Raw genomic sequence first — 19,492 nt, 5'->3', positions numbered from 1 at the left:
CCAGTGACGCTCCGCGTCACGCCTTCAAGAGCGGACGCAGAGCGTCCAGGCGGCATTCCCACGCAGAGCGTGGGAACGATCAGTTAGAGGGTCTTCGCCGAAGCCGGGTTGATCATCCGCGTCAGCCCCAGGTTCTTCAGCGCCAACTGCAGCGAGCTGTGGATAACTTGCGGGTTGTCGATGGTCATCAACTCCGCCAGCAAATCCTTGGCCATGCTCAGCTCAACCTGGCGCAGCATCCACTTCACCTTCGGCAAGTTGGTGGCGTTCATCGACAGGCTGTCAAAACCCATCGCCATCAACAGCACTGCCGCCGCCGGGTCGCCGGCCATTTCACCGCAGATACTCACCGGCTTGCCTTCGGCATGGGCGTCGCGCACCACGTGTTGCAGGGCTTGCAGGACGGCCGGGTGCAGGTAGTCGTAAAGGTCGGCTACGCGTGGGTTGTTGCGGTCCACGGCCAGCAGGTATTGGGTCAAGTCGTTGGAGCCGACCGAGAGAAAGTCCACCTGCCGCGCCAGCTCTTTAGCCTGATACACAGCAGCCGGGATTTCGATCATCACGCCAATCGGCGGCATTGGCACATCGGCGCCTTCGTCGCGCACCTCGCCCCAGGCGCGGTGAATCAAATGCAGGGCTTCTTCCAACTCATGGGTGCCGGAGATCATCGGCAGCAGGATGCGCAGGTTGTTCAGGCCTTCGCTGGCCTTGAGCATGGCGCGGGTCTGCACGAGGAAGATTTCAGGGTGGTCGAGGGTCACGCGAATGCCGCGCCAGCCAAGGAAGGGGTTGTCTTCCTTGATCGGGAAGTAGGACAGTGACTTATCGCCGCCGATGTCCAGGCTGCGCATCGTCACCGGCAACGGGTGGAAGGCGGACAGTTGCTCGCGATAAATCGCCAGCTGCTCCTTTTCACTCGGAAACCGTTGGTTGATCATGAACGGCACTTCGGTGCGGTACAGGCCCACGCCTTCGGCGCCGCGCTGTTGCGCGCGGGCCACATCGGCGAGCAGGCCGGTGTTGACCAGCAGCGGCACGCGGTGGCCGTCGAGGGTCACGCACGGCAGCTCGCGCAGCGAATCGAGGCCCAGCGCCAGCTGCTTCTCTTCTTCCACCACCTCGGCGTATTGCTTGCGCAGTACTTCGCTGGGGTTGGTAAAGACTTCGCCGCGATGCCCATCGACGATCATGTCGATGCCGTCGACCTTGGAATACGGCAGGTCCACCAGGCCCATCACCGTCGGAATGCCCATGGCACGGGCCAGGATCGCGACGTGGGAGTTACCCGAACCCAGTACCGAGACCAAACCCACCAGTTTGCCTTCCGGCACTTCGCCGAGCATGGTGGCGGTCAGCTCTTCACTGATCAGGATGGTGTTGTCGGGGTAGACCAGGTTGGTGGTGCGGTCTTCCTGCAGGTAGGCCAGCAGACGGCGACCCAGGTCACGCACGTCCGAAGCCCGCTCGCGCAGGTAGGCGTCGTCCATCAATTCGAAACGGTTGACGTGATCGGTGACCACCTGGCGCAACGCGCCCTGGGCCCACTGGCCGGTCTTGATCACGGTTTTGACTTCGTTACCCAGGGACGCGTCGTCGAGCATCATCTGGTACACGTCGAACAGCGCGCGCTCTTCGGGGCGCAGTTGCGTGGCCAGCTTGGTCGACAGGTTGCGCATGTCGGCGCGCACGCCTTCCAGGGCGGTCTTGAACAGTTTGATTTCAGCGTCGATGTCGTTGACGGTCTTGTCCGGCACCACATCGAGGTCGGCCGGTGGCAGCATGACCACCGCCGTACCGACGGCAGCACCCGGTGAACCCGGTACGCCGACGAACTTGGCTTCCTGGATGCCCTTGCCCTGGCGGCCCAGGCCACGAATCGAGCCCGTGGCTTCGGCGTGGGCAATAACCCCGGCAAGCTGCGCGCTCATGGTCACGAGGAAGGCTTCTTCACCTTCGTCGAACTGGCGGCGCTCTTTTTGCTGGATGACCAACACGCCGACAACGCGGCGGTGGTGAATGATCGGTGCGCCGAGGAACGAGGCGTAGCGCTCTTCGCCGGTTTCGGCAAAGTAGCGATAACGCGGGTGATCGGCCGCGTTTTCGAGGTTCAGGGGTTCTTCACGCGTCCCCACCAGGCCCACCAGACCTTCATTGGGCGCCATGCTGACCTTGCCGATGGAGCGCTTGTTCAGGCCCTCGGTGGCCATCAGCACAAAACGGTTGGTCTCGGGGTCCAGCAGGTAAACCGAGCAGACCTGGCTGCCCATGGCTTCCTTGACGCGCAACACAATAATCCCCAACGCCGCCTTGAGATCCTTGGCGGAGTTAACTTCCTGGACGATCTTGCGCAGCGTATTGAGCATGGCTCGGGGTCGAACTCCGTCGTCAGTCGCGCGCTAAAAGGCGCGGGGCAAGCTCTTTGAGAGCGCGACGATAAACCTCGCGCTTGAATGTCACCACCTGGCCCAACGGATACCAATAACTGACCCAGCGCCAGCCATCGAACTCCGGTTTACCGGTCAAATCCATCCGCACCCGCTGCTCGTTGGAGATCAGGCGCAGGAGAAACCATTTCTGCTTCTGGCCGATGCACAGCGGTTGGCTGTGGGTACGCACCAGGCGTTGCGGCAAACGATAGCGCAACCAGCCGCGGGTACAGGCCAGAATTTGCACATCTTCACGCTCAAGGCCGACTTCTTCGTTCAACTCACGGTACAAGGCGTCTTCAGGGGTTTCGTCGGGGTTGATTCCACCTTGAGGAAACTGCCAGGCATCTTGGTTGATTCGGCGAGCCCATAGCACCTGTCCGGCATCATTCGTAAGAATAATCCCGACATTAGGACGGAAACCATCGGGGTCGATCACGGCAACAACCTCGCAAACGCATGTCGCCGCATTGTTCCACAAAGGTTGTTCCAGCGGCAACGAGGCTTCTTACCTTATGTGCACTCTTGTGAAAAGACCGTATTCTGGACGCCTTTTTACAGACTTTTCAGCGAGTAACTGCAATGCGCCTGGCTTTATTCGACTTGGACAACACGCTTCTGGGGGGTGACAGCGATCACGCCTGGGGCGATTACCTCTGCGAACGCGGGATTCTCGACGCGGTGGCCTACAAAGCCCGCAACGATGAGTTTTACCAGGACTACCTGGCCGGCAAGCTGGATAACGCCGAGTACCTGAACTTTTGCCTGGAAATCCTTGGCCGCACCGAGATGGCCCAGCTGGATGAATGGCACCGCGACTATATGCGCGACTGCATCGAGCCAATCGTGCTGCCCCAGGCGCTGGAGTTGCTGGCCAAGCACCGCGCCGCCGGCGACAAGCTGGTGATCATCACCGCCACCAACCGCTTCGTCACCGCGCCGATTGCCGCGCGCCTGGGCGTTGAAACCCTGATCGCCACCGAGTGCGAAATGGAAAATGGCCGCTACACCGGGCGCAGTACCGATGTGCCGTGCTTCCGTGAAGGCAAGGTGACGCGCTTGAATCGTTGGCTGGAAGAAACCGGGTACAGCCTGGAGGACAGCTACTTTTACAGCGATTCGATGAATGATTTGCCGTTGCTGGAGCAGGTGACGCACGCGGTGGCGGTGGATCCGGATCCGAATTTGCGGGCTGAAGCTGAAAAGCGTGGCTGGCCGGTGATTACACTGCGAAGCTGATGGCCCCATCGCAGGCAAGCCAGCTCCCACATTTGAATGCATTCACACATCCAAGTGTGGGAGCTGGCTTGCCTGCGATGAAGTCCCCCGAATCCCAAGCCCTACATCGGCTTAGCCACCATCAAATAGAAAATCACCATAAACGCCAGAAACGCCGGCCAGCCCAAGCCAAACCACCAGCGCATATAGGTCGCCGCCTTGATCGGCATCGCCGTGCCATCGCGTAACGCCTGCTCCGCCATCTTGTGCACACGAATCTGCAGCCACACCACCGGCAGCCAGCAAATCCCCGCCAGGCAATACAGGCCGACGGTCCATTGCAGCCAGCTTTGCTGCATCGACCAACCCGCCAAGTGCATCAAGCCAATGCCACTCAAGGGCTGGAACACTGCCGTGGTCGCGGTAAACGCCCAGTCGGCGAACACCAGATGTTTGAAGGTCACAGCGATGACTTCAACCTTGCCGCTGCGCCAGGCGCGCAAGGCGTAGTACGCCGAGCCCGCGCCCAACCCGAACAGGATGGTCGACGACAGGATATGCAGGGTTTTCAGCAGCAGGTAGGCGCTCATTGCCGGGGCTCAGTCAAAAAAGGTTCAGTCCAGAACAGCCAAAGGGTCGCGACCATCAGCACCAGGTTCTTGGCGACGGCGGCGTAGGGATCAAACCAGTAATGGGGCAGGACTATGCTGATAACCACCGTATACCCGCCCATCAGCAGCAGTTGCAGGATCAACGCCCGCCTGCGCCAGCGCCTGACTAACAGCCCCAGGCCCAGCAGACCATCGCACACGGCACCGGCGATCACGGCCAGCGTCGCCCACGCGCCTTGCACGCCAGCCTCGGCGAGGATGCGCAGACCCCAGTCGTAGCCCGGGCCGAGGCACACCGCTGCCGTGCCCAGCCAAATCAGCACCAGCACCGCCAACATCAGCGGGCGGATCATGGGCTGGCTGCTCTGGGCAGGCGTCGGCCAGTCTTGCAGTCGCGCGGCCAACGGCGCGGCGGTGTATCCACAGACCGAGGCCAACACGTCGGGGTCGGCCACATTGTCCTGTTGCGCCAGCGCGATGCTTTGTCGATTCAACGCCCGCCAGCCCAGAAGATCGCCCAACCATCCGCCCAAGCCCAGCAGCGGCGCTTGCAGGTAGCGTCCAGGGCCCCAGCCCTGAGCGGTGCGCAGGTGATCAATCAGTTGGGAGAGCTTCATCGGCTCAGGCCCCACCAGCGGCAAGACCATGGATTCGGCGGGCCACTGGCGCATCAAGGCGAGTACCGCGCCGACCAGATCGTCGATATGCACCGGCTGCGCCTGCGCGGTGAGGTTCAGTAATGGAATGAGCGGCAGAGGCGAAAGCCCGGCCAACCAGCCACTGCTGGCACCGCCCGCGCCCACCACCAATGAAGGCCGCAACACCACAGCGCTTATGCCCAGGCTGAGCAGGTAGTCGTCCGCCGAACCTTTGCTGGCCAGAAACGGCAGGTCGGAGTGCGCCGAAGCGCCCAGGGCGGAAATCTGCAACACCCGCACACCACGCTGGGCGGCCAGATCAAACAGCACGCGCGCGCCTCGGTCTTGCACCCGGCTCAGTTCAGCCGCATCCACACTCAGCAGGCCGGCCGCATTGATCAATAAATCAACAGTCGCAGGAAACACGAAATGTTCGGGATCGACAGCCAACTGGCCTAAATCCAGCGCACGCCACTCCACGCCTGGAAAATCCGGATGTTGAGGTTTTCGAGAGGTGGCAATCACGCAATGCCCTGCTTGCTGCAAGGCGCGCAATAGATGGCGGCCCACAAACCCTGTGGCGCCGACCAGAAGTACGTTCATGAAGCTCCTTTAGACCGGCTTGGCGCCCATCAGCCCGGCAATCGCCACAAACCCCACCAGGCTGACGACTGCCAGCACCAAGGTGAAATTCAGGTTGCCACCACCGCCCAGTCGCAGGCGATTAAGCCGCGCCACCAGCCAGAACCAGGCCAGCGCTGCCACGGTATAGAGGATGCTGGAACCCAGAATCCAGGTTTGCCCCAGCGGCCAGCCGGTCAGATGCACCAGCCACCAGCCGGTAAACGGCATGCTGACCACGCAAATTCCCATCAGCAACCACACAAACGCCCACGGGCGTTGCACGGTAACCGTTGGCCCGGCGCTGCGTTTGCGCCAGGCCAGCACCGCCAGGCCGAGGCCGCTGAGCAACAGCAACACGGTGGCGGTGATGTGGATAACCTTGAGGGTGGTCAGCGTTTCCATGGTCTCGATTCCTTGATAGGCCGCTCAGTCAGCGTAGTCGCTCAACCGAGGAACAGCTGGTAGGCCGGGTTTTCGCTCTCATCCCAATACGGGTAGCCGATTTCTGCCAACGCGGCCGGCACCAGGTGGCGCTCGTCCGCCGGCACTTGCAGGCCGGCGACCACACGGCCGTCGGCCGCGCCGTGGTTGCGATAGTGGAACATCGAGATGTTCCAGCGCCCGCCCAACTTGTTAAGAAAGTTGAACAGCGCCCCCGGACGCTCCGGAAACTCGAAGCGGAACACCAGCTCGTCGCTGACTTTCGCCGCATGCCCGCCAACCATATGGCGAATGTGCAACTTGGCCAGTTCGTTCTCGGTCAGGTCCAGCACCGGGAAACCCTGGCGGGTGAGGCTGGCGATCAGCGCGCTGCGCGGGTCGTTTTCCGGGTGCGTCTGCACGCCGACGAAGATGTGCGCCTCGCGGCCGGAGTGGTAGCGGTAGTTGAATTCGGTGATCTGGCGCTTGCCCACGGCCTCGCAGAACGCCTTGAAGCTGCCCGGTTTTTCGGGGATGGTCACGGCGATAATGGCTTCGCGGCCTTCACCCAGCTCGGCGCGTTCGGCCACATGGCGCAGGCGGTCGAAGTTGACGTTGGCGCCGGAGTCGATGGCCACCAGGGTTTGCCCGGTAACGCCACGGGTCTCCACGTATTTCTTGATCCCGGCCACGCCCAGCGCACCAGCCGGCTCGGTGATCGAGCGGGTGTCGTCGTAGATGTCCTTGATCGCCGCGCAGATTTCGTCGGTGCTGACGGTGATCACTTCGTCCACATAGTCTTTGCAGATGTCGAAGGTGTGCTGGCCGATCTGCGCCACGGCCACGCCATCGGCGAAGATACCGACGGTCGGCAACACCACACGCTCGCCGGCAGCCATGGCGGCTTGCAGGCAGTTGGAGTCGTCCGGCTCGACGCCGATGATCTTGATTTCCGGGCGCAGGTATTTCACGTACGCCGCGATACCGGCAATCAGCCCGCCGCCGCCCACCGGTACGAAAATCGCGTCCAGCGGCCCAGGGTGCTGGCGCAGAATCTCCATTGCCACGGTGCCCTGCCCGGCAATGGTGTGTGGATCATCGTAGGGGTGAATGTAGACGTAGCCTTTTTCGTCGACCAACTTCAGCGAGTAGGCCAGCGCTTCCGGGAAGGAATCACCGTGCAACACCACTTTGCCGCCACGTGAGCGCACACCTTCGACCTTGATTTCCGGGGTGGTCTTGGGCATCACGATCGTCGCCTTGACCCCCAGCACCTTGGCCGCCAGGGCCAGGCCCTGGGCGTGGTTGCCGGCAGACGCGGTGACCACGCCGCGCGCACGCTCCTCGCTGCTCAGTTGGGTCAGCTTGTTGTAGGCGCCGCGAATCTTGAACGAGAACACCGGCTGCAAGTCTTCACGCTTGAGCCAGACCTTGTTGCCCAGCCGCTCGGAGAGCTGGCGAGCGGTCTGCAAGGGGGTTTCGACGGCAACGTCGTAAACGCGCGAGGTGAGGATCTTTTTGACGTACTGTTCAAGCATCGGCGGGCATCACTGAGCAGGTTGGGCAGGGCCAAGGAGTCTAACCCAGCGTTTGGCCGGGCGACCACACGAATCCCGAGGTTTTGTTGGGTTATACTCGCCGCCCTCGATAACTCCCCGCCCGTTCCGGAGCCCGCATGACCCAGGATCAACTCAAACAGGCAGTGGCCCAAGCCGCCGTCGATTTAATCCTTCCTAAACTCGACGACAAGAGCATCGTCGGTGTCGGCACCGGTTCCACCGCCAACTGCTTTATCGACGCGCTGGCCCTGCACAAGGGCGCGTTCGACGGCGCCGTGGCCAGCTCCGAAGCCACCGCCGCACGCCTCAAGGGCCATGGCATTCCGGTGTATGAGCTCAACACCGTGAGCGACCTGGAGTTCTACGTCGACGGCGCCGACGAAAGCGACGCGCACCTGAACCTGATCAAAGGCGGCGGCGCCGCCCTGACCCGCGAGAAGATCGTCGCGGCCGTGGCCAAGACCTTTATCTGCATCGCCGACGCGAGCAAATTGGTGCCAGTACTCGGCGCGTTCCCGCTGCCGGTGGAAGTGATCCCGATGGCCCGCAGCCACGTGGCCCGCGAGCTGGTGAAACTGGGCGGCGACCCGGTGTACCGCGAAGGTGTGCTGACCGACAACGGCAATATCATCATTGATGTGTTCAACATGCAGATCACCAACCCGGTGGAGTTGGAAACGCAGATCAATGCAATCGTGGGCGTAGTGACCAATGGTTTGTTCGCCGCGCGCCCTGCGGATGTGTTGTTGCTGGGCACTTCTGAAGGCGTGAAAACCCTCAAGGCCTAAAAGCACCGCCAATCCCCCTGTGGGAACCGGTTTTGTGTGTGAGCGGGCTTGCTCGCGAATACGGTGGGTCAGTCCCCAGATCAGTTGCCTGACACACCGCATTCGCGAGCAAGCCCGCTCCCACATTTGTTATGTGCTGACCTCGATATTTATGTAACAAAAACGCTACCTTTCGCTGCACCCCTCGCCAAAATCGTGCGCTACCTCACGGCATGTCACGCCTGCATTAGTATCAAACCTGTTACAAATTACAGCCAAGCGACCCACGCGTTTAACAATGCGCCACTTCGCAATCGCCCAGGGAATAAGGCGCGCATTGTGCAATGGGTCTGGACTCGAACCTCCCTATCACCTCAAGGACGACCTTGTGATAAAGCCCCTAGCCCTCGCCATCAGCGTTGTCGGCAGCCTGCTGTCGATGCAAACCCAGGCCTACGATTACGGCCAGCACGCCAACACCACTCTGGAAAAGCTGATCAACGACTACCCCGGCCGGTATCGCGGCACCGCCAACTTCGCCGGGGCTGCAGACTGGATGCAGAGCCAGATGGGCTCGGCCTACAGCCTCAGCCGCCAGAACTTCACCTGGAACAACGGCAGTCGCGCCTCGCAAAACGTGGTGGCCTACGCCGCCGGCACCAAAGCGCAGTACGTGGTGATTGGCGCGCATTTCGACACCTACTTCGGCCGCCCCACCCTGCAAGGCCTGGACGACAACGGCTCCGGCGCCAGCGTGCTGACCGAAGTGGCGAAGAACCTCGGCGGCCTGCAATTGGAGAATGGCTTGCAGATTGTCGGCTTTGGCGCGGAAGAAGAAGGCCTGCGCGGCTCCAAGGCATTTGTCGACTCACTGAGCGCCAGCCAGCGCGCAAACATGCTGGCGATGATCAACCTCGACAGCCTGATCACCGGCGACATGATGTACGCCCACGCCGGCCAGAACAGCACCGCCAACCCGGCCTTGGCGTCATTGCGCGAGCACGCTTTCCAGATTGCCAGGGAGTTGAATATCCCACTGTTCACCAACCCGGGCCTGGACCCGCAATACCCCAAGGGCACCGGCTGCTGCAGCGATGGCGAGCCTTTTGAACCGCTGAAAATCCCGATTCTGTACATAGAAGCCACCAACTGGGAGCTGGGCGACCTGGACGGTTATACCCAGACCAACAACCCGAAAATCCCCGGCGGTTCCACCTGGCACGACCCTGCCGAAGACAACAAAGCCGTGCTCACCGACGCCTTCGGCCAGGCGCGCATCGACCAGCGCCTGCGCGATTATTCGCGCCTGCTCAGCCGCCTGGTGCTGGAGCTGACCAACGCCGACCTGATGGCCTCCACTGCTTCGGGCGGCGCGGTTGCGCGCAATATGCAGGACAACTTGCAGCGCCAGCACCAGGCCATGGTGCGCCTGCATGATCGCCGCTGGCTGACGTTGCAAGCGGCCAGCCGCGAGGTGGGCAGCTTCGATGGAGAAGTCGGCGTGGACGGTGAATACACCCCGGACAGCGGCTTCGACAGCCCGCTGAACCGCGACGCCCACCGCCTGGGCGTGCATGCCCTCGGCGACTATCAACTCACTTCCAGCCTGAACATCGGCGCAAGCCTGAGCTACCTCAACGGCCGCGACAAACTCGAACACCGCGGCAAACTCGACAGCGACACTTGGCAGGCCGCGGCCTACGCCTTGCTCAACGACGGAGGGCCGAGCTGGCTGGCCGGTGACCTGAGCGTCGGCCATACGCGGTTCGACGCCAAGCGCAACCTGCTGATCCAGGCCAACGGCGGCCCGGTGCTGCTCAACCAGCAACTCAGCGGCAACACCGACGCCCTGACATTAGGCGCACGCGTACTGGGTGGTTATGACTTCGACTTCGGCGCGATCAAGAGCGGGCCGTTTGCCGGCCTGGACTACAGCCACTCGCGCATCGATAAATTCCACGAAAAACAAAACCTGCGCACCGCGCTGGAGTACGAAGAGCAGTCTTTCGACTCCGTGGAAGCCAGCCTGGGTTGGCGCGTGCGCGGCGCGGTCGCCCTGCCCTATGGCTTGAGCCTGTTGCCTTACGGCGATATCGCCTGGGTCAGGGAGCTGGCCGACGGGCGCCTCGACGACCTGCAATTGACCGCCCACGCCGATGGCCAGGCACGCACCGCCAAATTGGGCTCAGTGGATAAAAGTTTTGGCCGCGCACAAGTCGGCAGCCAGTTGGCGATCACCCCGCAGCTGGGCGTTTACGCCGAGGTGAACAGCCGCCTTGGGCACACCGAAGGCAGCCAGACCGGCTATTCACTGGGCGTGCAATGGATGTTCTGATCAGGGCTTCTTGAACACGTAAAACAGGTTCGGCTCGCTGACCACGTAGAGCGAGCCTTCGTCATCCATGGCGATGCCTTCGGCCTGGGGCACGCGTTTTTGCAGGCCATGGCGCCCGTTGAGCAGAGAAAGACTGCTCAATGGGCGACCGTCGATGTCCAGCTCCAGCACCAGAAACGACTCATCCGACAGCGCCAGCAAATGCCCGCTGCGCTCGTCGTATTGCAGGCTCGACAGGTCGCGCACAAACAGCCCGGCATCGCGCTTGGGGTTGTTGATTACGTGCACCGAGTAGGTTTTTTCCGGCTTGAAGTGGGGGAAACCGTGGACCTCGTAGATCAGCATCGGGTCGCGCTCCTTGGCCACGAACAGGCGCTTGCCCACCGAGTCGTAGGCCAGGCCCTCAAAGCCCTTGTTGCCACCGATGTGCACGCCCAGCGTCATCTGCTCCGCGTCGGCGGCGTCGAGAAACTGGGTGTCGTCATCCACATGCACTTTGATCAGCCGCTGCTGGGCTTCATCGCTGATCACGTAGATGTTGTCGCTGATGAACTCCACCGCTTCCGCATCACCAAAACCCACCAGGGGAATGCGCCGCAGAATCTTGCCGTCCAGGGACAGTTCGATCAGCTCGGCGTTTTTGTTGGTGACGGTAAACAGGCTTTTGCGCACTGGGTCATAGGTGAGGGCCGAGACATCATCGTCGAGGCCGTCGATCACCTTGGCCTCCAGGCTGACGCGGTAATCGGCCAAGCCAATCGAGCGCTCGTCGGCGGGCTGGCGCCAGGCCTGCCAGTTAAACCACGCGCGCTCGAACAAGCGAAATTGCTGTGCGACCACCCCGGCAGCCACGAGGGCGATCAGCAACACAATGAAAAACGCGGGTTTGGGGCGGGCAAATCGACGCATCAGGGCAGCTCGAAGTCAAAAAGTGGCGAATGAATATCACGCCTGTCTGAATTTAAACTTAAACGCTGCCGGATGTGTGGCGAATGCCGCTATTGGAGAAATACTCGACGTAAACCTGGGTTATTTCTGTTTTTCGAAACGGTAAAACAGGTTCGGCTCACTGACCATGTACAACGTGCCGCCCTCATCCATGGTCACGCCTTCGGCACGCGGAATGGTGTGCTTGAGGCCGTTGAAGCCGCCGAGCAGGGTCATGAAGCTGACTTGCTCGCCCTTTTCATCCAGCTCCAGCAACAGGTGTGAGTCGGCCGACAACACCAGCAAGTGCCCGGTGCGCGGGTCGACGGCCAGGGCCGAGAGGTTGCGCATGTCCAATTCGGTGTTGGCGATTTTTTGCTTGTCGCCCGTCAGCGTGGCGCCATCGCTTTTCCAGGTGAACAGCGCCGGTGGGCGCTCTTCGCCGAGCACGATCTGTTGGTTGCGCTTGTCCCAGGTCACGCCTTCGAAGGCTTTGTTCTGGTCCTTGGAGGGGCCCAGGTCGTAGCTTTTGAAGTCGGCGATATTCAGTTGTTGGGTGTTTGCGTCGACCTTCACCACGGTCAGGGTGTGCATGCGCTCATCGACGATGGCCATCAGGCCGTTTTCCATCACCGTCACGCCTTCCGCGTTGTTCCAGCCGTTGAGGGGCATTTTGCGCAGCACGTCACCTTGCAGGTTCAGCTCGACCAGGAAAGGGTTTTTGCCCATGACGGAAAACAGGGTTTTGGTCTGCGGGTTGTAGGACAGGTCGGAAGCCTCGTCCTTCTCCATGCCCGGCAGCAACTTGGCGTCGATGACGACGTGGTAGTTCGGCAGCCACACGCTGGCTTGTCGCTCGGCCGGCGATTCAAAGCGCTCCGCCACCCACAGCACGCCACGGTCGTCCCAATGCATCAGCCAGGCAACGCCATACACAATCGCACCGGCCAGAAACAGCCAGGAATACCAGCGCAGGGCAAAGCGTGAACGGGGCTTGGGTGCAGCGGAGGGCAAAGTCACGGCCATTGAGCGCTTTTCCGGGAAGTCAGCGTTAGGTGATAGCACAGGATCAACGGGCCCGCGCGCAGGAGGCTGAGGATTATCCGGATGGCGTGTGAAAAAAATGCAAAAGCAGGGATCCAGAACGTACTGATCGTTCCTACGCTCCGCGTGGGAATGCCTCTTGTGACGCTCCGCGTCACGAACTCAAGGGCGGACGCGGAGCGTCCAGGGCTGCATTCCCACGCAAAGCGTGGGAACGATCGGCGCTGTATACAGCCTTTAGCGAACGCTGCTTTCGAAGCGGCTCACGCCCGCCAATTCCAGCACCAGCTCATCACCCACATTCAACGGCCCAACACCGGCCGGTGTGCCGGTGAGAATCACGTCGCCAGCCTGCAGCGAGAAGCAGCCGGACATGTGCTGGATCATCGGGATGATCGGGTTGAGCATCTGTGAACTGTTGCCGTCCTGACGCACTTCGCCGTTGATGGTCAGGCGAATGCCGATGTCGGTCACGTCGGCAAACGTGCTGCTGACCACAAACGGTGCAATCACCGCCGCGCCGTCGAAGGACTTGGCGATTTCCCACGGCAGGCCCTTGGCTTTCAGCTCGGCCTGCTTGTCGCGCAGGGTCAGGTCCAGCGCCGGGGCGAAGCCGGAGATGGCGTCCAGCACTTCTTCACGGCTGGGCTTGGTCGACAACGGCTTGCCGATCAACACCGCGATTTCCGCTTCGTAGTGCACCGAACCGCGCTCGGTTGGGATGGCAAAGCCGCCTTCCAGCGCGACCACGCAACTGCCCGGTTTGATGAACAGCAACGGCTCGGTCGGCACCGGGTTGTCCAGTTCCTTGGCATGTTCGGCGTAGTTACGCCCGATGCATACCACTTTGCCGAGGGGAAAGTGAATGTTGGTGCCGTCGACATACTTGTGCTGGTAGCTCATGAAACGACTCCTTCAGGGCGGTTAAACAGCGAAGATCTTGCCAGGGTTCATGATCCCGTTAGGGTCGAACACCGCTTTCACTGCCTTCATGTATTCGATTTCAACCGGCGAGCGGCTATAGGTCAGGTAATCGCGCTTGGTCATGCCCACGCCGTGTTCGGCGGAGATCGAGCCGTTGTACTTCTCGACGGTTTCAAACACCCACTTGTTCACAGTGGCGCACTTGGCGAAGAACTCGTCCTTGCTCAGGTTTTCCGGCTTGAGGATGTTCAAGTGCAGGTTGCCGTCGCCGATGTGGCCGAACCAGACAATTTCGAAATCCGGGTAGTGTTCGCCGACGATCGCGTCAATTTCCTTCAAGAACGCTGGCACTTTGGAGACAGTCACCGAGATATCGTTCTTGTAGGGCGTCCAGTGGGAAATGGTCTCGGAGATGTACTCGCGCAGTTTCCACAGGTTGTGCAGTTGGGTTTCGCTCTGGCTCATCACGCCGTCCAGCACCCAGCCCTGCTCGACGCAGTGTTCGAAGGTTTCCAGCGCGTGGTTGGCGACTTCTTCGGTGGTGGCTTCGAATTCCAGCAGTGCGTAGAACGGGCACTCGGTTTCGAACGGCGCCGGTACGTCGCCACGGCCCATCACTTTGGCCAGGGCTTTGTCGGAGAAGAATTCGAAGGCGGTCAGGTCAAGTTTGCTCTGGAATGCGTGCAGCACCGGCATGATCGAGTCGAAGTCGGTAGTACCGAGCACCATCGCGGTGAGGTTTTTCGGCGCCCGGTCCAGGCGCATGGTGGCTTCGACCACAAAGCCCAGCGTGCCTTCGGCGCCGATAAACAGCTGACGCATGTCGTAGCCGGTGGCGTTCTTGATCAGGTCGCGGTTCAGTTCCAGCACGTCACCTTTGCCGGTGACCACTTTCATACCGGCCACCCAGTTGCGGGTCATGCCGTAGCGAATGACCTTGATCCCGCCGGCATTGGTGCCGATATTGCCGCCAATCTGGCTCGAACCCGACGACGCGAAGTCCACCGGGTAGTACAGGCCTTTTTCTTCGGCGACGTTCTGCAATTGCTTGGTGACCACACCCGGCTGGCACACGGCGGTGCGGTCGGTGAGGTTCACGTCGAGAATCTGGTTCATGTAGTCGAACGACACCACCACTTCGCCATTAGCCGCCACAGCAGCAGCCGACAGACCAGTACGGCCACCGGATGGCACCAGCGCGACCTTGTGTTCATTGGCCCAACGCACGATGGCTTGCACCTGCTCGGTGGTCTTGGGGAACACGATGGCGCTAGGCGCGGGTGCGAAGTGCTTGGTCCAATCCTTGCCGTAAGCCTCCAGGGAGTCTGCATCGGTCAGCACTTTACCGGGCTCAACCAGGGTCTTTAGCTCATCAATCAGGGCAGGATGGGTCATCGACAGAACTCTCGAACAATTCATGGTCATCCTGAGAACGCTTCACGTCGCAGGAATAGGTGTTTAGCGGGGCGCGTATGCTAGCATACCGCCCCCGCAGGACAGAGCCCAAGGGCGTTCTGCGGTGACGGCTTTCCTGCCGTCCGGGTCAGCTCTTGTGCACTGGTTCAGGGCACTAACTGCTCGATTCCCTGCCATTTTTCTCCGGGATACAGGTTTACGCAGATGAGCAAGACTTCTCTCGATAAGAGCAAGATCAAGTTCCTTCTTCTGGAAGGCGTCCACCCATCGGCTGTCGACGTACTGAAAGCCGCTGGGTACTCCAGCATTGAGTACATCACCAGTTCTCTGCCGGAAGCCCAGTTAAAGGAAAAGATCGCCGACGCGCACTTTATCGGCATTCGCTCCCGCACTCAGCTGACCGAAGAGATCTTCGACCACGCCAAGAAACTCGTGGCTGTCGGCTGTTTCTGCATCGGCACCAACCAGGTCGACCTCAACGCAGCGCGCGAGCGCGGCATCGCGGTGTTCAACGCCCCGTACTCCAACACCCGTTCCGTTGCGGAGCTTGTGTTAGCGGAAGCCATCCTGCTGTTGCGCGGTATCCCTGAGAAGAACGCTTCCTGCCACCGTGGCGGCTGGATCAAAAGCGCGGCCAACTCCTTCGAAATCCGCGGCAAGAAGCTGGGTATCGTCGGTTACGGCTCGATCGGCACGCAGTTGTCCGTCCTGGCCGAAGGCTTGGGCATGCAGGTGTTCTTCTACGACACCCTGACCAAGCTGCCATTGGGCAACGCCACCCAGGTGTCGAGCCTGACCGAACTGCTGGGCATGTCCGACATCGTCACCCTGCACGTGCCGGAAACCGCTGAGACCCAGTGGATGATCGGCGAGAAGGAAATCCGCGCCATCAAGAAAGGCGGCATCCTGATCAACGCGGCACGCGGCACTGTGGTTGAGCTGGACGCCCTGGCCGACGCGATCAAGGACAAGCACCTGATCGGCGCCGCCATCGACGTGTTCCCGGTAGAGCCACGCTCCAACGACGACATCTTCGAAAGCCCGCTGCGTGGCCTGGACAACGTGATCCTGACCCCGCACATCGGCGGTTCCACCGCTGAAGCCCAAGCCAACATCGGCCTGGAAGTGTCCGAAAAACTGGTCAAGTACAGCGACAACGGTACGTCGGTGTCCTCGGTCAACTTCCCGGAAGTGGCGCTGCCGGCTCACCCTGGCAAGCACCGTTTGCTGCACATCCACCAGAACATTCCTGGCGTGATGATGGAGATCAACAAGGTCTTCGCGGAAAACGGCATCAACATCTCCGGTCAGTTCCTCCAGACCAACGAGAAGGTCGGCTACGTGGTGATCGACGTCGACGCCGAGTACTCGGACCTGGCGCAAGAGAAGCTGCAGCACATCAACGGCACGATTCGTAGCCGCGTGTTGTTCTAAGGCTTCAACGCTGCACAAAAAAGGGAGCCCTTAGGGCTCCCTTTTTTTCGTCTCAACGACGCTTACTTGACGTTAACCGTGATGACTTTCGAGGCTACGGTCGGGTTGAACTGCATGTGCAGTTTGTCGCCCGCGACCAGTTGCAGCGTGTGCTTGCCTGGGGTGAGGGTCAGCTCGGTTTCGGTCTGGGCCTTGCCGTAGTGAATCACGGTGTCGGTGGCCGGGATCGGTACGCTGGCGTCAGGCAGCTCTTTCTGGTCGATCAGCAGGTGATGGTGACCAGTGCCTGGGTCCTGGCTGGTAGCCGGGGCCAGTTTGAGGCCTTCCATGCCGAATTTGACGGTGAAGGTTTTATCCACGGTGGCGCCGTCTTTTGGCGACACGATAAAGACTTTGGCACCTTCAGGTGGCGCGCTGCGCGGAATACCGTCAGCAGCAGTGGCCAAAATCGAGGCACCCAGCAGCAGGCTGGCAATCGTTGCACGGGACAATAGAGCTTTCATTCACTTCTCCAGTTTCTGCAGGAAATCTGTTGGGTTATGACAACTTCGCGACAAATTGCTGTCCAAGGCACTCAACACCATAGCAAAGCGATGCTGAATGGCGCCTCGCATTACGAATTCTTTAGGAGTGACCATGCGCTTTTCGCCTGGCCTTGTACTGTTGCTACCCCTTCTGAGTCCTTTGGCTCACGCCGAATTGATCGATGATGTGTTTGATCGCGGCGAACTGCGCATTGCCCTGGAAGCCAACACGCCGCCGTTCAACTTCAAGGACGGTGACAAGCTCACCGGGTTCGAAGTGGAACTGGGCGAGCAACTGGCGAAGGAAATGGATGTGCGCCCCTCGTTCATCACCACCGATGACACCGATTTGCTGCCAGGCGTTGAAACCGGCAAATACGACGTAGCCATCAACCATATCGCTATGACTGCCGAGCTACGGGATCGTTTCGATTTCAGTGCACCCTATAAGGAAACACCTGAGCTGGCGATTCCATTCCAAAAGGGTAACCCAGCGTTCAAAAGTAGCCTGGACAAGGCGTTGCAGCACATCAAGGCCGATGGCCGACTGAAGGCGTTGACGCAGAAGTGGTTCGAGTCTGAGTAAATGCGGTCAATGTGGGAGCTGGCTCCCACACTCGATTCAGGTTCGGCCAGAGAGTTGCGTCAGCGCCTGCACCGCCTCAGGCAACTCCAGCTCACTGAACACCAACACCCCATGGCGCTTGAGCAACGCCGCCGTCACCCCTTCGCCGCTGACCTTCACACCGCTGAACGTGCCGTCATAGGTCAGCACGTTGCCGCAGGACGGGCTATTGGCCTTGAGAATGGCAATGCGGATGCCGTGGCGCTGCACCAACGCCAACGCATGGCGAGCGCCGTCGAGAAAGGCGGCACTGAAATCTTCGCCCTCGGCCGTCAGCACCTGGGCGCGGCCTTCCCACACATCAATGCCCTGCCCGCCAGGGATCTCGGCGGAGGGCCGCGGCGTAGGCAAACCGCCCGACACTTCCGGGCAGATCGCAACCACACGGCCTTCAGCCTGCCACGCCGCCAGTTGGTCGAACGGGCCGCTGGCCCCGCCGTCGTAGCGCACTTTGTGCCCGAGCAGGCAGCGGCTGATCAGAATCTTTTCCATGTTTAAAACGGCTCGTTACCCCGCCGGCGAAACCAGCCGGTCAAGGACAGGCGTTCGCGCGTGGCGGGCAGGACTTCGTGGGGCACTTCACCCGACAGGAACACCACCAGGCAACCGCCCGTGGGCACCACATCGTATTCGACGCCGTCCTTGAGGTACATGCGCAGTTGGCCGCCGTGTTCGGGCAGCCACGCGTCATTCAGGTACACCACCGCCGAGACCATGCGCCGGTCATCGTCGCGAAAACGGTCCACGTGCTTGAGGTAAAACGCACCCGGCGGGTACATCGCAAAGTGGCTTTCAAAGTCTTCCAGGCCGAGGAACAAACCACGATTCATCGCCTGGCGCAGGCTGTCCATCACGCCCATGTAGGTCTCGCAGACGGCCGCATCGCCTTCTTCCAGCCACTGGATATGGTCACCGCGAATGCCCTCGCGGATCTCCTGGGCCGGGCCGCGTCCTACAGCAGCAGGTGCCAATTCCCCCTGCGCCGCACGTTTACGGCACTCAGCCGCCAGTTCCAGGGTCAGAGCCTGGGGCAGGAAGCCGTTCTGCTGCGACCAACCTTTTTCGGCCAGGTCGTCGACAATGCGTTGCAGCAGAGGATGATCGAGGGGTATTTGCATGGCGCGCATAGTATCCATACGCCTGTAAATCCGACAGAGCCGCCGAGCGTCTGAATACACTTTAGTCAGGTGACCGATAGGATTTCTCGACAAATCCTACGCCCGACACGGACAATAGTGGCCGACTGACAGGAGTCCATATGCGTCGTTTGTTTTTTTCCATGCTGATGTTCTGCGTTTTGCCCGCTTGGGCAGACGGCCATGACCAGTTGTACAAGGTCGCCGGCTGGGCCGAACAACGTGCGCATTTCAATGACGCCCTCACTGCCGCCCAGCAACGCTACCGCAATAGCCTGCCGCCGGCGGTGTACCAGGCGCTGGTGGACAATAGCAATAAACGCTTCGCCGCCCAGGCCGTGGACCAGCGCGCCGAGGCGCAATTGCGCAAGAACCTCGCAGACCCGAAACCCGCCCTGGCGTTTTTCCAGTCGCCGCTGGGCCGCAAGATTGTCGCCGCCGAGTTGCTGGCCACGCGCCGCGACCAGTTGGCGAAAAACGCCCAAGGCCTGCCACACATCGAGGCCGACGCCACCCGCAGCCTGATCATCGGCCACCTGGCCCAAGCGCTGCCTGCGCGCGAAGCCGGTGCGGAGGTCAGCCTGGCGATTGCCGGCGTGGCCGCCGACAGCTTGAGCCAGATGATTCCCGGCCTGTTGGGCGGCGGTCAGGCGCAAGGCATGTTGAATGGTCAGCGTGAGCGGCTGATGCAGCAGATTGGCAATGACCTGAATAACACGCTGCTGTACGTCTATCGGGATTTGTCTGACCCGGAGCTGGAGGAATTCGCCACCTTTGCGGAGTCGCCGGACGGTCGGGCGTATTACAAGGCGGCGCTGGCAGCGATTCGCGCTGGCCTTGCCGTCGGCCAAAGCACCTCAAGCC

General features: G+C 60.9%; 19 protein-coding genes. 6 read left to right on the top strand and 13 right to left on the bottom strand.

Going from position 1 to position 19,492, the window contains the following annotated elements; genetic code table 11:
• Window positions 1-83 precede the first annotated feature (83 nt).
• Window positions 84-2,363, bottom strand: a complete 2,280-nt coding sequence (gene ptsP / locus HX783_RS18270) for a phosphoenolpyruvate--protein phosphotransferase (RefSeq protein WP_159960727.1) — start codon at window positions 2,361-2,363, stop codon at window positions 84-86.
• Window positions 2,364-2,385: 22 nt separating this feature from the next.
• Entirely contained in the window at window positions 2,386-2,865 is a 480-nt protein-coding gene (locus HX783_RS18265) for an RNA pyrophosphohydrolase (protein ID WP_003176750.1), read from the bottom strand.
• A gap of 143 nt (window positions 2,866-3,008) precedes the next feature.
• Here HX783_RS18265 and HX783_RS18260 point away from each other — a divergent pair, with 143 nt between their 5' ends.
• Window positions 3,009-3,665, top strand: a complete 657-nt coding sequence (locus tag HX783_RS18260) for an HAD family phosphatase (RefSeq protein WP_177017813.1) — start codon at window positions 3,009-3,011, stop codon at window positions 3,663-3,665.
• Window positions 3,666-3,766: 101 nt separating this feature from the next.
• Here HX783_RS18260 and HX783_RS18255 read toward each other — a convergent pair whose 3' ends face one another.
• Genes HX783_RS18255 through ilvA form a run of 4 tightly spaced genes read right to left on the bottom strand, consistent with a single transcriptional unit; the run spans window position 3,767 to window position 7,475 of the window.
• Window positions 3,767-4,234 (bottom strand): DUF2269 domain-containing protein, encoded by a 468-nt coding sequence (locus HX783_RS18255; RefSeq protein ID WP_159960731.1) that lies wholly within the window; start codon window positions 4,232-4,234, stop codon window positions 3,767-3,769.
• Window positions 4,231-5,496 (bottom strand): SDR family oxidoreductase, encoded by a 1,266-nt coding sequence (locus tag HX783_RS18250; protein ID WP_177017812.1) that lies wholly within the window; start codon window positions 5,494-5,496, stop codon window positions 4,231-4,233. Before HX783_RS18250 ends, HX783_RS18255 begins: the two co-directional genes overlap by 4 nt.
• 9 nt (window positions 5,497-5,505) lie before the next feature.
• Window positions 5,506-5,919, bottom strand: coding sequence for a DUF2269 family protein (locus HX783_RS18245; protein ID WP_177017811.1), 414 nt, complete (start codon window positions 5,917-5,919; stop codon window positions 5,506-5,508).
• Between the two features lie 41 nt (window positions 5,920-5,960).
• Window positions 5,961-7,475: a threonine ammonia-lyase, biosynthetic gene (gene ilvA / locus HX783_RS18240; RefSeq protein WP_177017810.1), complete on the bottom strand. Its 1,515-nt coding sequence runs from the start codon at window positions 7,473-7,475 to the stop codon at window positions 5,961-5,963.
• 137 nt (window positions 7,476-7,612) lie between these two features.
• Between ilvA and rpiA the strand changes: the two genes are divergently transcribed.
• Window positions 7,613-8,284 (top strand): ribose-5-phosphate isomerase RpiA, encoded by a 672-nt coding sequence (gene rpiA / locus HX783_RS18235; RefSeq protein ID WP_159960739.1) that lies wholly within the window; start codon window positions 7,613-7,615, stop codon window positions 8,282-8,284.
• A 367-nt stretch (window positions 8,285-8,651) separates the two neighbouring features.
• Window positions 8,652-10,598 carry an autotransporter domain-containing protein gene (locus HX783_RS18230; protein ID WP_177017809.1) on the top strand — a complete coding sequence of 649 codons (1,947 nt, stop codon included), beginning with the start codon at window positions 8,652-8,654 and terminating at the stop codon, window positions 10,596-10,598.
• Here the strand turns inward: HX783_RS18230 and HX783_RS18225 are convergent, their stop codons facing one another.
• From HX783_RS18225 to HX783_RS18210, 4 genes are all read right to left on the bottom strand, one after another.
• Entirely contained in the window at window positions 10,599-11,507 is a 909-nt protein-coding gene (locus HX783_RS18225) for an SdiA-regulated domain-containing protein (RefSeq protein ID WP_177017808.1), read from the bottom strand.
• Window positions 11,508-11,627: 120 nt separating this feature from the next.
• Window positions 11,628-12,551, bottom strand: coding sequence for an SdiA-regulated domain-containing protein (locus tag HX783_RS18220; protein WP_177017807.1), 924 nt, complete (start codon window positions 12,549-12,551; stop codon window positions 11,628-11,630).
• A 255-nt stretch (window positions 12,552-12,806) separates the two neighbouring features.
• On the bottom strand, window positions 12,807-13,472 hold the full coding sequence (locus HX783_RS18215; protein ID WP_177017806.1) for a fumarylacetoacetate hydrolase family protein: 666 nt from the start codon (window positions 13,470-13,472) through the stop codon (window positions 12,807-12,809).
• A gap of 21 nt (window positions 13,473-13,493) precedes the next feature.
• A complete protein-coding gene (locus HX783_RS18210; protein WP_159960747.1) occupies window positions 13,494-14,888 on the bottom strand; it encodes an FAD-binding oxidoreductase in 1,395 nt (464 codons plus the stop codon).
• Between the two features lie 225 nt (window positions 14,889-15,113).
• On the opposite strand from HX783_RS18210, the gene serA reads away from it, so the two are divergent.
• Entirely contained in the window at window positions 15,114-16,343 is a 1,230-nt protein-coding gene (gene serA, locus HX783_RS18205) for a phosphoglycerate dehydrogenase (protein ID WP_010167810.1), read from the top strand.
• 62 nt (window positions 16,344-16,405) lie between these two features.
• Here the strand turns inward: serA and HX783_RS18200 are convergent, their stop codons facing one another.
• The gene (locus tag HX783_RS18200) at window positions 16,406-16,846 is read right to left on the bottom strand and encodes a DUF4399 domain-containing protein (protein ID WP_177017805.1); all 441 of its coding nucleotides are present in this window, start codon (window positions 16,844-16,846) and stop codon (window positions 16,406-16,408) included.
• 133 nt (window positions 16,847-16,979) lie between these two features.
• Here HX783_RS18200 and HX783_RS18195 point away from each other — a divergent pair, with 133 nt between their 5' ends.
• Window positions 16,980-17,453 carry a transporter substrate-binding domain-containing protein gene (locus HX783_RS18195; RefSeq protein WP_177017804.1) on the top strand — a complete coding sequence of 158 codons (474 nt, stop codon included), beginning with the start codon at window positions 16,980-16,982 and terminating at the stop codon, window positions 17,451-17,453.
• A gap of 36 nt (window positions 17,454-17,489) precedes the next feature.
• On the opposite strand, the gene HX783_RS18190 is transcribed toward HX783_RS18195, so the two are convergent.
• Both HX783_RS18190 and HX783_RS18185 read right to left on the bottom strand, forming a co-directional pair.
• A complete protein-coding gene (locus HX783_RS18190; protein ID WP_177017803.1) occupies window positions 17,490-17,984 on the bottom strand; it encodes a DUF523 domain-containing protein in 495 nt (164 codons plus the stop codon).
• Between the two features lie 2 nt (window positions 17,985-17,986).
• Complete coding sequence (locus HX783_RS18185; protein WP_177017970.1) at window positions 17,987-18,619, bottom strand: 2OG-Fe(II) oxygenase; 633 nt, start codon at window positions 18,617-18,619, stop codon at window positions 17,987-17,989.
• Window positions 18,620-18,750: 131 nt separating this feature from the next.
• Here HX783_RS18185 and HX783_RS18180 point away from each other — a divergent pair.
• Window positions 18,751-19,492, top strand: a 742-nt coding sequence (locus HX783_RS18180; RefSeq protein WP_177017802.1) for a DUF2059 domain-containing protein, incomplete at its 3' end; no start/stop codon positions are given.

Source organism: Pseudomonas sp. D2002 (assembly GCF_013385735.1).
Lineage (GTDB): Bacteria > Pseudomonadota > Gammaproteobacteria > Pseudomonadales > Pseudomonadaceae > Aquipseudomonas.
The sequence above is the reverse complement of the archived record's forward strand: the minus strand, read 5'-3'. Positions and strand labels throughout refer to the sequence as shown.

Coding starts and splice junctions, on each gene's coding strand:
- ptsP (WP_159960727.1), bottom strand. CDS start 2,363: ATGCTCAATACGCTGCGCAAGATCGTCCAGGAAGTTAACTCCGCCAAG.
- HX783_RS18260 (WP_177017813.1), top strand. CDS start 3,009: ATGCGCCTGGCTTTATTCGACTTGGACAACACGCTTCTGGGGGGTGAC.
- HX783_RS18255 (WP_159960731.1), bottom strand. CDS start 4,234: ATGAGCGCCTACCTGCTGCTGAAAACCCTGCATATCCTGTCGTCGACC.
- HX783_RS18250 (WP_177017812.1), bottom strand. CDS start 5,496: ATGAACGTACTTCTGGTCGGCGCCACAGGGTTTGTGGGCCGCCATCTA.
- HX783_RS18245 (WP_177017811.1), bottom strand. CDS start 5,919: ATGGAAACGCTGACCACCCTCAAGGTTATCCACATCACCGCCACCGTG.
- ilvA (WP_177017810.1), bottom strand. CDS start 7,475: ATGCTTGAACAGTACGTCAAAAAGATCCTCACCTCGCGCGTTTACGAC.
- rpiA (WP_159960739.1), top strand. CDS start 7,613: ATGACCCAGGATCAACTCAAACAGGCAGTGGCCCAAGCCGCCGTCGAT.
- HX783_RS18225 (WP_177017808.1), bottom strand. CDS start 11,507: ATGCGTCGATTTGCCCGCCCCAAACCCGCGTTTTTCATTGTGTTGCTG.
- HX783_RS18220 (WP_177017807.1), bottom strand. CDS start 12,551: ATGGCCGTGACTTTGCCCTCCGCTGCACCCAAGCCCCGTTCACGCTTT.
- HX783_RS18215 (WP_177017806.1), bottom strand. CDS start 13,472: ATGAGCTACCAGCACAAGTATGTCGACGGCACCAACATTCACTTTCCC.
- HX783_RS18210 (WP_159960747.1), bottom strand. CDS start 14,888: ATGACCCATCCTGCCCTGATTGATGAGCTAAAGACCCTGGTTGAGCCC.
- serA (WP_010167810.1), top strand. CDS start 15,114: ATGAGCAAGACTTCTCTCGATAAGAGCAAGATCAAGTTCCTTCTTCTG.
- HX783_RS18200 (WP_177017805.1), bottom strand. CDS start 16,846: ATGAAAGCTCTATTGTCCCGTGCAACGATTGCCAGCCTGCTGCTGGGT.
- HX783_RS18195 (WP_177017804.1), top strand. CDS start 16,980: ATGCGCTTTTCGCCTGGCCTTGTACTGTTGCTACCCCTTCTGAGTCCT.
- HX783_RS18190 (WP_177017803.1), bottom strand. CDS start 17,984: ATGGAAAAGATTCTGATCAGCCGCTGCCTGCTCGGGCACAAAGTGCGC.
- HX783_RS18185 (WP_177017970.1), bottom strand. CDS start 18,619: ATGCGCGCCATGCAAATACCCCTCGATCATCCTCTGCTGCAACGCATT.